The organism is Phyllobacterium sp. 1468 (assembly GCF_031455525.1).
Taxonomy (GTDB): Bacteria; Pseudomonadota; Alphaproteobacteria; order Rhizobiales; family Rhizobiaceae; genus Phyllobacterium.
Genome location: NZ_JAVDSX010000008.1, coordinates 173693 through 186521, shown reverse-complemented (window position 1 = coordinate 186521; position 12829 = coordinate 173693). Strand labels below are relative to the sequence as shown.

General features: G+C 58.3%; 14 protein-coding genes. 6 read left to right on the top strand and 8 right to left on the bottom strand.

Features of this window, described 5'->3' with window-relative positions; translation table 11 throughout:
• Together J2X72_RS20325 and J2X72_RS20320 are read right to left on the bottom strand one after the other, a co-directional pair.
• Entirely contained in the window at positions 1-1626 is a 1626-nt protein-coding gene (locus J2X72_RS20325) for a cisplatin damage response ATP-dependent DNA ligase (RefSeq protein WP_310074946.1), read from the bottom strand.
• Positions 1626-2657 (bottom strand): ligase-associated DNA damage response exonuclease, encoded by a 1032-nt coding sequence (locus J2X72_RS20320; RefSeq protein WP_310074944.1) that lies wholly within the window; start codon positions 2655-2657, stop codon positions 1626-1628. The genes J2X72_RS20325 and J2X72_RS20320 overlap by 1 nt, the downstream gene beginning before the upstream one ends.
• A gap of 268 nt (positions 2658-2925) precedes the next feature.
• Here J2X72_RS20320 and J2X72_RS20315 point away from each other — a divergent pair, with 268 nt between their 5' ends.
• Positions 2926-5445 (top strand): ligase-associated DNA damage response DEXH box helicase, encoded by a 2520-nt coding sequence (locus J2X72_RS20315; RefSeq protein WP_310074942.1) that lies wholly within the window; start codon positions 2926-2928, stop codon positions 5443-5445.
• 17 nt (positions 5446-5462) lie between these two features.
• Positions 5463-6158 (top strand): ligase-associated DNA damage response endonuclease PdeM, encoded by a 696-nt coding sequence (gene pdeM, locus J2X72_RS20310; RefSeq protein WP_405044748.1) that lies wholly within the window; start codon positions 5463-5465, stop codon positions 6156-6158.
• On the opposite strand, the gene J2X72_RS20305 is transcribed toward pdeM, so the two are convergent.
• The 3 genes from J2X72_RS20305 to J2X72_RS20295 form a co-directional block, all read right to left on the bottom strand.
• The gene (locus J2X72_RS20305; RefSeq protein ID WP_310074939.1) at positions 6155-6436 is read right to left on the bottom strand and encodes a type II toxin-antitoxin system RelE/ParE family toxin; all 282 of its coding nucleotides are present in this window, start codon (positions 6434-6436) and stop codon (positions 6155-6157) included. The genes pdeM and J2X72_RS20305 overlap by 4 nt on opposite strands.
• The gene (locus J2X72_RS20300) at positions 6426-6671 is read right to left on the bottom strand and encodes a type II toxin-antitoxin system Phd/YefM family antitoxin (RefSeq protein ID WP_310074937.1); all 246 of its coding nucleotides are present in this window, start codon (positions 6669-6671) and stop codon (positions 6426-6428) included. The genes J2X72_RS20305 and J2X72_RS20300 overlap by 11 nt, the downstream gene beginning before the upstream one ends.
• Before the next feature lie 76 nt (positions 6672-6747).
• A complete protein-coding gene (locus J2X72_RS20295; RefSeq protein ID WP_210003558.1) occupies positions 6748-7209 on the bottom strand; it encodes an Lrp/AsnC family transcriptional regulator in 462 nt (153 codons plus the stop codon).
• 121 nt (positions 7210-7330) lie between these two features.
• Here J2X72_RS20295 and hppD point away from each other — a divergent pair, with 121 nt between their 5' ends.
• The 3 genes from hppD (at position 7331) to J2X72_RS20280 (ending at position 9135) form a co-directional block, all read left to right on the top strand.
• Positions 7331-8443 (top strand): 4-hydroxyphenylpyruvate dioxygenase, encoded by a 1113-nt coding sequence (gene hppD, locus J2X72_RS20290; RefSeq protein ID WP_310074999.1) that lies wholly within the window; start codon positions 7331-7333, stop codon positions 8441-8443.
• Between the two features lie 87 nt (positions 8444-8530).
• Positions 8531-8761, top strand: coding sequence for a type II toxin-antitoxin system Phd/YefM family antitoxin (locus J2X72_RS20285; RefSeq protein ID WP_210003556.1), 231 nt, complete (start codon positions 8531-8533; stop codon positions 8759-8761).
• Entirely contained in the window at positions 8758-9135 is a 378-nt protein-coding gene (locus J2X72_RS20280) for a type II toxin-antitoxin system VapC family toxin (RefSeq protein WP_310074932.1), read from the top strand. The genes J2X72_RS20285 and J2X72_RS20280 overlap by 4 nt, the downstream gene beginning before the upstream one ends.
• 9 nt (positions 9136-9144) lie before the next feature.
• Here J2X72_RS20280 and maiA read toward each other — a convergent pair whose 3' ends face one another.
• Genes maiA through hmgA form a run of 3 tightly spaced genes read right to left on the bottom strand, consistent with a single transcriptional unit; the run spans position 9145 to position 12133 of the window.
• Positions 9145-9789 (bottom strand): maleylacetoacetate isomerase, encoded by a 645-nt coding sequence (gene maiA, locus J2X72_RS20275; protein WP_310074930.1) that lies wholly within the window; start codon positions 9787-9789, stop codon positions 9145-9147.
• A complete protein-coding gene (locus J2X72_RS20270; RefSeq protein ID WP_310074929.1) occupies positions 9786-10805 on the bottom strand; it encodes a fumarylacetoacetate hydrolase family protein in 1020 nt (339 codons plus the stop codon). The genes maiA and J2X72_RS20270 overlap by 4 nt, the downstream gene beginning before the upstream one ends.
• Positions 10802-12133 (bottom strand): homogentisate 1,2-dioxygenase, encoded by a 1332-nt coding sequence (gene hmgA, locus J2X72_RS20265; protein ID WP_310074927.1) that lies wholly within the window; start codon positions 12131-12133, stop codon positions 10802-10804. Before hmgA ends, J2X72_RS20270 begins: the two co-directional genes overlap by 4 nt.
• A gap of 147 nt (positions 12134-12280) precedes the next feature.
• Between hmgA and J2X72_RS20260 the strand changes: the two genes are divergently transcribed.
• A complete protein-coding gene (locus J2X72_RS20260; protein WP_310074925.1) occupies positions 12281-12718 on the top strand; it encodes a MarR family transcriptional regulator in 438 nt (145 codons plus the stop codon).
• The last annotated feature ends 111 nt before the right edge of the window (positions 12719-12829 follow it).

Genomic DNA, 12829 nt, shown 5'->3' with positions numbered 1-12829 from the left:
TCATTCCGCCGTCTCTGAATCACGCAGGAGGGCTTCAAGGGTTTCCAGTCGATCGGCTTCAATGGGCGGCTTGTCCCAACGCAGACGGGAAATGCGTGGAAATCGCATGGCAACGCCGGATTTGTGGCGCTTGGAGCGGTTGAGGCCTTCGAATGCCACCTCAAGCACAAGGCCATGCTCGGGCTCGGCCCGCACCGAGCGCACCGGGCCGAAACGCTCGGTCGTGTTGTTGCGCACGAATGCGTCCAGCTGTTTCAACTCCTCATCGGTAAAGCCGAAATAAGCCTTGCCGACCGGCACCAGATGCGGCTCGCTTTCCGGCCCCGTCCAGACGGCGAAGGTATAGTCCGAATAATAGCTGGAACGCTTGCCGTGGCCGCGCTGCGCATAAACAAGCACGGCATCTATGATGAAGGGATCGCGCTTCCATTTGAACCACGGACCTTTTGGCCGGCCCGGCACATAAGCTGAGGAGCGCTGCTTCAGCATCAGGCCCTCGATGATCGGATGCGGCGGGCTCTTGCGCAGTTCGACGAGGTCGTCGAAGCTCTCGAAAGGGACCAGTGGCGAAAGATCGAAGCGCGTTGGTTCCACGTGTTTGACGAAGGATTCGAGGCGGGTGCGCCGTTCCTCAAATGGCAATGCGCGGATGTCTTCCTTGCCGTCAATAAGCAGATCGTAGAGCCGTACAAAGGCGGGATGGCTTTCAAGCTGCTTCGCCGAGACAGTCTTGCGGTTGAGGCGCTGCTGCAGATCGCCGAAAGCGCCCACCTCTATCCCTGTATCGGCGCTGCGCGCGACGAGCAATTCGCCATCCAGCGTGCCTTCAAACGTCATGAAATCAGCAATGTCGGGAAAGGCGTGGCTGATATCGTCGCCCGTGCGCGAATAGATGCGGCGCTGGCCGCCTTCCGCGGTCAATTGCACGCGAATGCCGTCCCACTTCCACTCGGCGGCGTAGTCCTCCGCATTGATTTTGGCATAGTCCGGTTCTTCGAGCGGTGTCGACAGCATGACCGGGCGGAACGGCGCCAGACCAAGGCTTTCCGGCTTGTCGGCAGTCTTCTCCAGCCAGGCGAATAACGGTTGGTAGGGCGGCTTCAGGCCATGCCATAGCTCTTCGATCTCGGTGACATCGACGTCACCGAATTGTGCCAGCGCCTGCTTGGCAAGCCGAGCTGAAACCCCGATGCGCATGCCGCCGGTGACGAGCTTCAGCAGTGCATAACGGGCGGAGGCATCGAGCTGGTCCAGCCATTTTTCAACCAGCCGTACGGCGTCGCTACGCGAGGCATGTTCCAGAGACGTGACGATGTCGCCGAGCGTCGGCACGGCATTGGCGCGCAGCGGTTCATCCGTTGACCAGACCAGCGAAATGGTTTCGGCGAGATCGCCGACATAGTCGTAGGAATAAGCGAAAAGCTGCGCGTCCATACGCTCGGCAATCAAGGCGCGGATCATCGCGGGCTTGACATTGGCGATATTGAGATCGCCGGTGATCGCGGCAAGCGCAAGGCCGCGATCCGGATCAGGCGTATCGCGAAAATAATCGACAAGCAGCGTGAGCTTGCCGTTGCGCGCGGGGGTCAAGACCAGCCGGTCGAGAAGCTGGGCAAATTCTTCCATCAATCACCCTCGTCTTCATAGCCAACGAGATGCAAGGGGCGTGCAGCAAAACCATTCAGCTCGCACCAGCGCACCAAAGCTTCCTCACGTCCGTGCGTGACCCACACCTGCTCAGCTCCAAGCTCGGTGATCGTGCCGGTCAGCTCGTCCCAGTCGCAATGATCGGAAAGAATGATCGGCAGCTCGACGCCGCCCTGGCGCGCCCGTTGGCGAATTCGCATCCAGCCTGAGGCAAAGCACGAGACCGGATCGGGAAAACGCCGTGACCAGCGATCGAGGAAGGCCGAGGGCGGCCCGATGACGATAGCGCCGGCGAAATCCTGCGCGCTGCCTGCCTCGGTCGTCGCCGGCGCCAGAGCTCCGAGATCGATGCCTTGCGACTGATAGTAGTTGCAGAGCTTCTCAAGGGCACCGTGAATATAGATCGTTCGGTCGTAGCCGGCATCGCGCAGCATGCGGATGACCCGCTGCGCCTTGCCGAGCGCATAGGCGCCGACGAGATGCGAGCGCTCGGGGAACTGTTCGACGGATTTGAGCAGCTTGGCGATCTCGTCGCGGCTGTCCGGATGGCGGAATACCGGCAGAGCAAAGGTGGCTTCGGTGATGAAGACATCGCAGGCGATGGGTTCGAAACCGAGACATGTCGGATCGGCACGGCGTTTGTAATCGCCGGAGGCGACGATGCGCATGCCGTCCTTCTCCACAGCGACCTGCGCCGATCCGAGCACGTGGCCGGCCGGGTGAAAACTCACGCTGACGCCATTGACTTCGACGGATTTTCCGAGGTCCGCGGCCTGTGTTTCGCCGGCGAAACCCGCGCCATAGCGCAAGCCCATGATGTCGAGCGTCTGCTGCGTTGCCAGGACCTTGCGGTGACCGGAGCGGGCATGATCTGAATGGCCATGGGTGATCAATGCACGCTCGACGGGGCGAACCGGATCGATATGGAAATCACCGGCCGGGGAATAGAGACCGGCAGGCGTCGAACACAGCAGAGTTTCGGGGCGTTTCAGCAATAGAGAGCCTTTCATGCCTGGATGGAAAGAGTTCTGTTTCGGATGGCGAGACAATCCACGCGGAAGGTGGCGAAGTCGATGTCTTTCCATCGTCCGACGCCGCCTGACAAAGTGGGTGTCCGCCAGGCGGAAACCCGAAGAGCCGGGTGAACGCTTCCATCCAGGCATGAAAGGCTCTAGTCCTCGGATTTACACCCTAACGAACATAGGCCGCATTTGGCTCCGCGCAATCCTGACAAACAATGTCTTGGCGCTTTGGGGCCGCACAACTACATTCGCTCCAGTGAGCACCAGCAAATCACCCCTCGCCGAGACCGGCACCCCTCTTCTGCCGCCGTCCTTCCTGAACTGGTTTCAGTCGAAGGGCTGGTCGCCCCGCGCCCATCAACTAGCGCTGTTGCAGGAATCGGAACAGGGAAATTCGACCCTCCTGATCGCACCGACAGGGGCGGGCAAGACGCTGGCCGGATTCCTGCCGGCACTGGTCGATCTGGCGCAGCGCGGCAAGAGCAATGCGTCGAGCCGCGGCATCCATACGCTGTATATCTCGCCGTTGAAGGCGCTGGCCGTCGATATTCATCGCAACCTCGAAAAGCCGATATCGGAGATGGGCCTAGATATCTCGCTCGAGACGCGCACCGGCGATACGCCCGCCTATAAACGGCAGCGGCAGAAACTGGCGCCGCCGGACATCCTGCTAACGACGCCCGAACAGCTGGCGCTTTTGATCGCGGCCAAGGATGCGGGGCGGTTCTTCGAGGACTTGCGCTATGTGATCTTCGATGAGTTGCATTCCCTCGTCACGTCCAAGCGGGGCCACCTCTTGTCTCTCGGCCTGGCACGGCTGCGGCGCCTGCAGCCGGGTGTGCAAACGATCGGGCTTTCGGCCACGGTCGCCGACCCGGACGGGTTGCGGCGCTGGCTCCTGCCGCAGACGAGCGACGCGCCAATGGCCAGTCTTGTCACCGTGGAAGGCGGTGCGAAACCGCACATCACAATTCTGGAATCGGACGATCACGTGCCATGGGCCGGGCATTCGGCTGCCTATGCGCTGCCGGGCATTTACGATGCGATCAAGCGGCATGGCACGACGCTGATCTTCGTCAACACACGCAGCCAGGCGGAGCGGTTGTTTCACGATCTCTGGATGGCGAACGACGACAATATGCCGATCGCGCTGCATCACGGCTCGCTCGATGTTGGCAAGCGGCGCAAGGTGGAGCAGGCCATGGCGGCCAATGCCTTGCGCGCGGTGGTCGCGACATCGACGCTCGATCTCGGCATCGACTGGGGCGATGTCGATCTCGTCATTCATGTGGGGGCACCCAAGGGCGCGAGCCGTCTCGCGCAGCGCATCGGCCGTTCGAACCACCGCATGGACGAACCCTCCCGCGCGATCCTCGTTCCGGCCAACCGCTTCGAGGTGATGGAGTGCCAGGCGGCGCTCGATGCCAATTATACGGGCGCGCAGGACACCCCGCCGCTGGGTGACGGTTCGCTGGACGTGCTGGCGCAGCACGTGCTCGGCATGGCCTGCGCCGAGCCGTTCCGGGCGGACGTTCTCTATGCTGAGGTCACCACCGCCCTGCCCTATGCGGCGCTGCCGCGCGAGACTTTCGATCGTATCGTCGATTTCGTCGCGACCGGCGGCTATGCGCTGAAGAGTTATGAACGCTTTGCCAAGATCAAGCGGACCGCGGATGGCACCTGGCGTGTGACGCATCCGCGCTTTGCCCAGCAGTACAGGTTGAATGTCGGCACCATCATCGAGGCACCGAGCCTCAACGTGCGGCTCACCCGCCAGCGCGGCAAGGGCGGCAATGTGCGTGGGGGGCCTGTGCTCGGCAAGGTGGAGGAGTATTTCGTCGAGTCACTCAGTCCAGGCGAAACGTTCTTTTTTTCCGGCCGCGTGCTGCGCTTCGAGGGTATTCGCGAGAACGAATGCATTGTCACAAACGCTGAAGGATTCGACGCCAAGATACCGTCCTATGAGGGAGGTAAATTTCCTTTGTCCACCTATCTTGCAAGTCAGGTTCGGGCCATGCTGGCTGATCCCGCCCGTTGGGGCGCCTTGCCTGACCAGGTTAGCGACTGGCTGCGTATCCAGAAGGAAAAATCCGTGTTGCCGCAGCCGGGCAGCCTGCTTGTCGAAACCTTCCCGCGCGGCGAGCGGTCCTACATGGTCATCTATCCGTTCGAGGGCAGGCTTGTACACCAGACGCTGGGCATGCTGCTCACCCGTCGGCTGGAACGTGCCAAGGCCCGGCCACTCGGCTTTATCGCCACCGACTACGCCGTATCGATCTGGGGCCTGCGCGACATGGGACGGATGTTCAAGAATGGCGAATTGCCGCTGTCAGAGCTCTTCGACGAGGATATGCTGGGGGACGATCTCGAAACCTGGCTGTCGGAGAGTTTCATGCTGAAGCGAACCTTCCGAAATTGCGCGCTTATCTCCGGCCTGGTTGAAAAACGTCATCCCGGACAGGAAAAATCCGGACGGCAAGTGACGGTTTCCACCGATCTGATCTACGACGTGCTGCGTGAGCATGAGCCCGATCACATCCTGATCCAGGCGACGCGCGCCGATGCCGCAACCGGTCTTCTCGACATTCGGCGTCTGAGCGATATGCTAAGCCGAATCAAGGGGCATATCGTTCACAAGGACCTCGACCGGATCTCGCCGTTTGCCGTTCCCGTGATGATGGAGATAGGCAAGGAACGCGTTCCCGGCGAAGCGCATGAGACGCTTCTGGAAGAGATCGCCGACGAGTTGACCCGGGAAATGATGGATCATAAATGACGCCGGTGTTTCAGACGATCAAGACAGCCTTGCATGGCACAGCCGAAGTGACGATCGCCGCGCACAGCGGTGTTTGTGATCCGTCGGGTGCGCTCTATCTCGAGAGTGACCGCATCCTCGTTGTCTCCGACCTGCATTTCGAGAAGGGCTCGTCCTTCGCCCGGCGCGGCATGCTGCTGCCGCCATACGACACGGCAACGACGCTCGCCGCCTTGAAACAAGTCATCGCACGCTACAACCCGGCGTGCGTGATAAGCCTTGGCGACAGTTTTCACGATGGTCAAGCGGCAGCGCGCCTGCCCGCACTCTACGCGACGGAACTCGCCACATTGATGGCCGGGCGTGAATGGATATGGATCACCGGCAATCACGACCCGGAACATCCAGCGGATTTGCCAGGCGAGACATTCACGGAACTGGCGCTCGGCAACCTGGTCTTTCGGCACGAACCGTCGAAAACTGCTTGCTCCGGAGAGATCGCGGGGCATTTGCATCCCGCGGCCAAAGTGGTTCGGCGCGGGCAAGCGGTGCAGCGCCGCTGTTTCGTCAGCGACCGCTCGCGCATGATCATGCCGGCTTTCGGCGCTTATACTGGCGGGTTGAACATTCTCGGACGGGCCTTTCACGGGATTTTCGACGCGCATGCGATCACCGCCTATATGCTCGGCCAGGCCCGGGTCTATCCGATGGTGAGGAAGGCGCTGTTTCTCTAGCGCTTCTTCGCCACGTCATAGACCTGATTTCGTTCGCGTTTCCCTACCGCAACGACAAGCACGGTTATAGTCTCATCGTTTACGCGGTACACAAGCCGATAACCGGCTTGGCGCAACTTGATCTGGTAGTGATCCGGCATACCGTGCAGGGCAGCGCTCGGCACACGCGGGCCAGCTAGCCGTTCTTTCAACTTCTTGACGAATTGATGACGGATAGTCGTCCCCAGCCTGTCCCACTCCTTGCGTGCCGAAGGCAGGAACTCAAGTTCAAAGGTCATTGATATCGACGGGAATGCCCTTTTCACCCGAACGGGATTTGATTATTTCTGCAAGATAGAAGTCGTCCAGCCTGTCCAGCATGGCTTCATAAACGTCTGCCGGAACCATATATGCCATGATGCGATTGTGGTTGAGCACGGCTACGGCCTCACCGTTCGCTTCATTCATAATAGCTGTCGGACTCTTCTTGAGATCGGAAACGCTCACGGCGACCGGAGCTTCAACGCGCTGCATGCTATCTCCAAACCTCACTCGTTCTGATACTATTAACGATATCATATTTCATACCGAATAAGGTCAATGCTACGTCCTATATCGGCAATCGCCCATCTTCCTTCAGCGTATCCAGTACGATCGCGGTTTTGACATGCTGGACGGATTCATGCGGCAGCAGAACCTCGTTCACGAATGTCGAAAGTCCGCGCAGGTCCGGTGTCACCACTTTAATGAAATAATCCATCTCGCCGGTCAGAGCATGGGCTTCCATGACCTGAGGCAGTTTCGAGATGAGCTCCGAAAAGCGCTGCGCGTTGTCCCGATTGTGCGTGGCCAGTGTCACAGAGATGATGTTGACAATACCAAGGCCGAGTTTTTCCCGGTCGATTTCTGCCCGGTAGCCGCGAATATAACCTTCTTCTTCCAACCGCGATCGCCGGCGTGAACATTGCGATGGCGAGAGGTTGATCCGCTCGGAAAGCTCATTGTTGGTCAGCCGCCCATCTTCCTGCAGGCAAATGAGAATTTTGCGGTCAGATGGATCAAGTTGCTGCATATGTGCATTCCCTACAATATTTTTGCATGAAACATGCAAACAATACGCTCTTGAAGCGTCTAAATGCAAGCACATTGCGGGCGGTTTGCGCGATAATACTGGTGACCGCATGGAGGATGATATGGGCCCGTTTCCGCACGACGCACCGAAAGCCACGATCAGCAGGGATAACCCCGCTGGAACGGATGGTTTCGAATTTGTTGAGTTCTCCCATCCGGAGCCAGAGAAGCTCGAAGAGCTGTTTGCGCGCATGGGCTATGTGCCTGTGGCCCGCCACAAGACCAAGAACATCACCGTCTGGCGCCAGGGCGACATCAATTACATTCTCAATGCCGAGCAGGGTTCGCATGCGACGAAGTTCGTCAACAAGCATGGTCCTTGCGCTCCTTCCATGGCCTGGCGGGTAGTTGATGCCAAGCACGCCTACAACCATGCGGTTGCCAAGGGCGCGACAGCCTATAAGGGCGACGACAAGACACTCGATGTTCCGGCGATCGTCGGTATCGGCGGATCGTTGCTGTATTTCATCGAAACCTATGGCGACAAGGGCTCGGTCTACGATGCGGAGTTCGAATGGCTGAGCGAGCGGAATCCGAAACCGGAAGGTGTCGGCTTCTATTATCTCGATCACCTCACCCATAATGTCTATCGCGGCAATATGGACAAATGGTGGGCATTCTATCGCGAACTCTTCGGCTTCAAACAAATCCATTTCTTCGATATTGCCGGCAAATTTACCGGTCTGGTTTCGCGCGCGATCACGTCGCCCTGCGGCAAGATCCGCATCCCGTTGAATGAATCGACCGACGACAAAAGTCAGATCGAGGAATATTTGCGCAAGTACAAGGGTGAAGGCATCCAGCACATCGCTGTCGGGACGGAGGCGATCTTCGACGCGACCGACAAGCTCGCCGAGAACGGGCTGAAGTTCATGCCCGGACCGCCCGAGACCTATTATGAGAAATCGCACGACCGCGTAAACGGCCATGATGAGCCGATCGAGCGGATGAAGAAGCACGGCATTCTCATCGACGGCGAAGGCGTGGTCGATGGCGGCATGACGAAGATTTTGCTGCAAATTTTCTCAAAGACGGTAATTGGACCGATTTTTTTCGAGTTCATCCAGCGCAAGGGTGACGAAGGTTTTGGCGAAGGCAATTTCCGCGCTTTGTTCGAATCGATCGAGGAGGATCAGATTCGCCGCGGCGTGATAAAAATCGCAGCAGCGGAGTAAGATCCGTCCGATATTCGCGCCATTGCGGCCAGCTCCATTGCATTCGGCTCAGTTATGACCTAAATTATGGTCATAAGGAGTTTTGCCGTGAACATCTCTATCGCTGAAGCCAAAGCGAAATTTTCTGAACTGATCACCCGCGCGCAATCGGGCGAGGAGATTGTGCTCACACGGCATGGCAAAGCTGTTGCCACGATTTCCCGCTTGTCTGACCCGCATAAAAAGCCTGGTAGTTTGATAGGCGCGATGAAGGGGCAAGTAGAAATATCCGATGATTTCGATGAACTTTCTCCCGAGTGGGACGAGTATGTGAGGTGAGCCGTCCGCTCTATCTTATTGATACGCACGTTTTGCTGTGGGCCGTCAGTGATGATCCCAGACTTTCCATACAGCAGAGGGAAATACTGCATCAAGGCGACGACCTCGTGGTGAGTGCCGTGTCCATATGGGAGATCGCCATCAAGCGGGCATTGGGCAAGCTTATCTTGAACGGCGACATCGTGGACGTCGTCAAATCACGTAATATTCCGTTCCTCGCGATCGATGAACGCCACGCCGCGCGCACCGAGCACCTTGGCAACCACCACCGGGATCCATTCGACCGGTTACTCATTGCTCAAGCGCAGGTCGAAAGTCTCACCATCCTGACATCAGATACGATATTCCGTCGCTATGACGTCCTGGTGGTCTGACCTGCATCTTCATAGGACCTGCTTGACCTTGTCCGGATGCGCCGCTGCAAAGGCATCGATAGCCCTGCACCGTTTGACGATTGAAGTTATGCGTTTGAAGCCGCTCGTCTTAACACCCCACCGCTTCGCATTGTAGACTTGGGGCACGAGACAGAAATCCGCCATGCCGGGCGCGTTGCCGTGACAGAATTTTCCCGTATCCGGATGATCCAACATCGCCTCGAAAGCAGAGAGACCCTCGGCAATAAACTTGCGCATCCAGGCGATGCGGACCTTGTCGCCACCTTCAGTCAAAAATAAGATGTGGGCCATCACACCCATGTTACAGACCGGATGGGTTTCCATGGCTATGGCATAGGAAAGTGCCCTCACCCGCTGCCGTCCGGCCGGTTCCTGCGGCAGGAAGCCTGCGTCCAGATAGATCTCGTCAAGATATTCGATGATCGCCAGTGACTGGGTCATCATCCGCCCGTCCATGGCGAGCGTTGGAACGAGACCTTGCGGGTTGCGGCTGAGATTGTCGGCACCCTTGTGTTCGTCCTTGAGGAGATTGACCGGCACGGTTTCATATTCGAGACGGAGACGATTGAGCGCTATACGCACCCGATAGCTGGCGGAGGAGCGCCAGTAGTCATAAAGGACGATGCCGTTCATGCTTCACGTCCGTAATTGATTACCTGCTGCTCGATGGCGCCAAAGATTGAATGTCCATAGGGGTCCTTCATCTCGATCCGCACAAGATCACCGAAACGCAGGAATGGCGTCTGCGGAGCGCCTTCGCGGATGGTCTCGATTATGCGGATTTCCGCTATGCAGGAATAGCCTGCCCCGTCCTCCTCGACGGGTTGGCCCGGCCCGCCGTCGAGCTTGTTGGAGACAGTGCCGGAGCCCACGATCGTGCCTGCACCAAGCGGCCGCGTCCTGGCGGCATGGGCGATCAACGTGGGAAAATCGAAGGTCATGTCGATACCGGCATTGGCGCGGCCGAACGGCCTGCCGTTGAGGTCGACATGCAATGGCAGGTGCACCTTGTTGCCGTCCCAGGCTTCGCCGAGTTCATCCGGTGTCACGGCAACGGGCGAAAACGCCGATGACGGTTTGGACTGGAAAAACCCGAAACCTTTCGCGAGTTCCGCGGGGATGAGCCCGCGCAGGCTGACATCGTTGACCAGCATGATAAGGCGGATTGCATCGCGAGCCTCATCGACGCTCGCACCCATTGGCACGTCATCGACAACAACGGCGACCTCCCCTTCCATGTCGATGCCATAGGCTTCGTCTGCCATGCGGATGGGTTCGCGGGGCCCGAGGAAACAGTCGGAACCACCCTGGTAGATCAGCGGATCGGTCCAGAAGCTCTCCGGCATCTCGGCGCCGCGCGCCTTGCGCACCAGTTCGACGTGATTGACATAGGCCGAACCATCCGCCCACTGATAGGCGCGTGGCAATGGCGCCATCGCCTCATGTTCGTGGAAGCGCCCGGTGGGGACCGCACCAAGTTCAAGGCTTCTGCCAAGCGCTTCAAGATGCGGTGCGATACGCGCCCAGTCGTCGAGCGCCGACTGCAAGGTCGGCGCCAGGAACGACGCATCGGTAAAGCGGGTCAGGTCCTTGGAGACAAGAACGAACTTGCCATCGCGGGTACCGTTGTCCAGGGAGGCGAGCTTCATTTGGTATTGTTCTCCTCTGGCCAATCGCCCTCGGGCGTTCCGTTGAATCGCTTCTTCAGGTCTTTCCAGCAATCCGCGTAATTGTCCTGCAGGGATTCGAGTTCTGCGGCAAAGCGGGTGAGATGTTGCGGGAAACGCGTCTCGAACATGAACGCCAGAGTGTTCTCAAGGCGTTGCGGCTTGAGCTCCACTGTGGAAGCCTTGTTGAAACCCATCGCGTCGGGGCCATGTGCGAGCATCATATTGTGCAGGCTCATGCCGCCTGGCACGAACCCCTCCTCCTTGGCATCGTACTGACCATATACCAGACCCATGAATTCCGACATGATGTTGCGATGGTACCAGGGCGGGCGGAAACTGTGTTCCGCCACCAGCCAACGCGGCGGGAAAATCACAAAGTCGACGTTGGCCGTACCCTCTTCGCCGGACGGGGCGGTAAGCACCGTGAAGATCGATGGGTCCGGGTGATCGAACAGGATGGCGCCGACGGGTGAAAACGTACGCAGATCATATTTGTAAGGCGCGTAATTTCCATGCCATGCGACGACATCGAGGGGAGAATGATCAAGCATGGTCTCATAGAACTTGCCGCACCATTTCACATGCAGGCGGCAAGGCGTTTCTTTCTCCTCGAAGCCGGCAACGGGCGTCTTGAAATCACGCGGATTGGCCAGGCAATTGGCGCCGATCGGACCGCGATCCGGTAACGAGAATTTCGCGCCATAGTTCTCGCAGATATAGCCCCGCGCTTCGCTATCAAGGGCTGCAACCTTGAACATCATGCCGCGTGGGATGACGCAGATCTCCGAAGGTTCGATCTCGATGATGCCCATTTCGGTGAAGATACGGAGCCTTCCCTTTTCCGGCACCAAAAGCATTTCGCCATCGGCATCGAAGAAATAGTCGTCTTCCATATCGCGGTTGAATGCATAGACATGCGCCGCCATCCCTGCCTGGCCATGGACGTCGCCGGCCGTGGTCATGGTGCGGATGCCATCGATGAAACTCGTTGGTTGCTCCGGCATCGGCGTCGGATTCCAGCGCAACTGGCCGATTGGCAATTCATGATCATCGAGGTTGGGCGCGGTCTTCCAATGTTCGCGCCTCGATAATGTGAACCGGCCGCTATGCTTGACCGAAGGCCTGATACGATACAGCCAGGAACGTTCATTGATGCCGCGCGGCGCGGTAAAAGGAGAGCCGGACAGTTGTTCCGCATAGAGCCCATAAGCGCAACGCTGGGGCGAGTTTTGCCCTTGCGGAAGAGCGCCGGGCAGAGATTCCGTTTCGAAATCATTGCCGAAGCCGGGCATGTATTGAAGGGTCATGATCGTACCTCCCGATATGGGCACGACAGTTGCGTTCTTGGCGATGCCGGACCCGACGAACTTGCAACTGCAGTACTCGTTGCAAATGTGACGATCTATTTTGTAACTATCAACCGCAAAGGAGATTTCGCTGAAATGGAAAGTGATATGACGGAAACACTGCCGCTGATCCTGGAGGACTTCATCCCCTACCGGCTGAACAAGGCGGCGGAGGCCGTCAGCCAGCGCTTTGCCGGTATCTATCGTGATCGATACGGGTTGACGCGGCCGGAATGGCGCACGCTGGCGACGCTTGGCCAATTCGGTATTTTGACGGCCACTGCCATCGGCACGCATTCCTCCATGCACAAAACCAAGGTTTCGAGAGCGGTGTTCACGCTGGAAAGCCGCCGGTGGCTAAGTCGCAAGCGCGATGACATGGACCGGCGCATCGAGAATCTGCAACTCACGCCCGCTGGACGAAAGGCCTACACCGAGCTCGCGAAAGTCGCGCATCTATTCGAGGCGGAGCTTTTGTCAAACCTCGGCTCAAAAGGCGAGAAGGAGCTTAAGGCCGGACTGGCTGCGTTGGAAGCCTTGCTGTAAAGGATGGAACGCCTGTTACAATGGAGTTCGTCAATCAGTCGCGCAATGAATTGCCCTGATGACATTTTTGCTCGTCCTCGATGTGCTCATTGGGCTGTTTCCCGCACCTGA

Bases quoted from the DNA above. Each gene is read 5' to 3' on its own strand.
- J2X72_RS20325 (WP_310074946.1), bottom strand. From the start codon at position 1,626: ATGGAAGAATTTGCCCAGCTTCTCGACCGGCTGGTCTTGACCCCCGCG.
- J2X72_RS20320 (WP_310074944.1), bottom strand. From the start codon at position 2,657: ATGAAAGGCTCTCTATTGCTGAAACGCCCCGAAACTCTGCTGTGTTCG.
- J2X72_RS20305 (WP_310074939.1), bottom strand. From the start codon at position 6,436: ATGACCTTTGAACTTGAGTTCCTGCCTTCGGCACGCAAGGAGTGGGAC.
- J2X72_RS20300 (WP_310074937.1), bottom strand. From the start codon at position 6,671: ATGCAGCGCGTTGAAGCTCCGGTCGCCGTGAGCGTTTCCGATCTCAAG.
- J2X72_RS20295 (WP_210003558.1), bottom strand. From the start codon at position 7,209: ATGCAGCAACTTGATCCATCTGACCGCAAAATTCTCATTTGCCTGCAG.
- hppD (WP_310074999.1), top strand. From the start codon at position 7,331: ATGGGCCCGTTTCCGCACGACGCACCGAAAGCCACGATCAGCAGGGAT.
- maiA (WP_310074930.1), bottom strand. From the start codon at position 9,789: ATGAACGGCATCGTCCTTTATGACTACTGGCGCTCCTCCGCCAGCTAT.
- J2X72_RS20270 (WP_310074929.1), bottom strand. From the start codon at position 10,805: ATGAAGCTCGCCTCCCTGGACAACGGTACCCGCGATGGCAAGTTCGTT.
- hmgA (WP_310074927.1), bottom strand. From the start codon at position 12,133: ATGACCCTTCAATACATGCCCGGCTTCGGCAATGATTTCGAAACGGAA.
- J2X72_RS20260 (WP_310074925.1), top strand. From the start codon at position 12,281: ATGACGGAAACACTGCCGCTGATCCTGGAGGACTTCATCCCCTACCGG.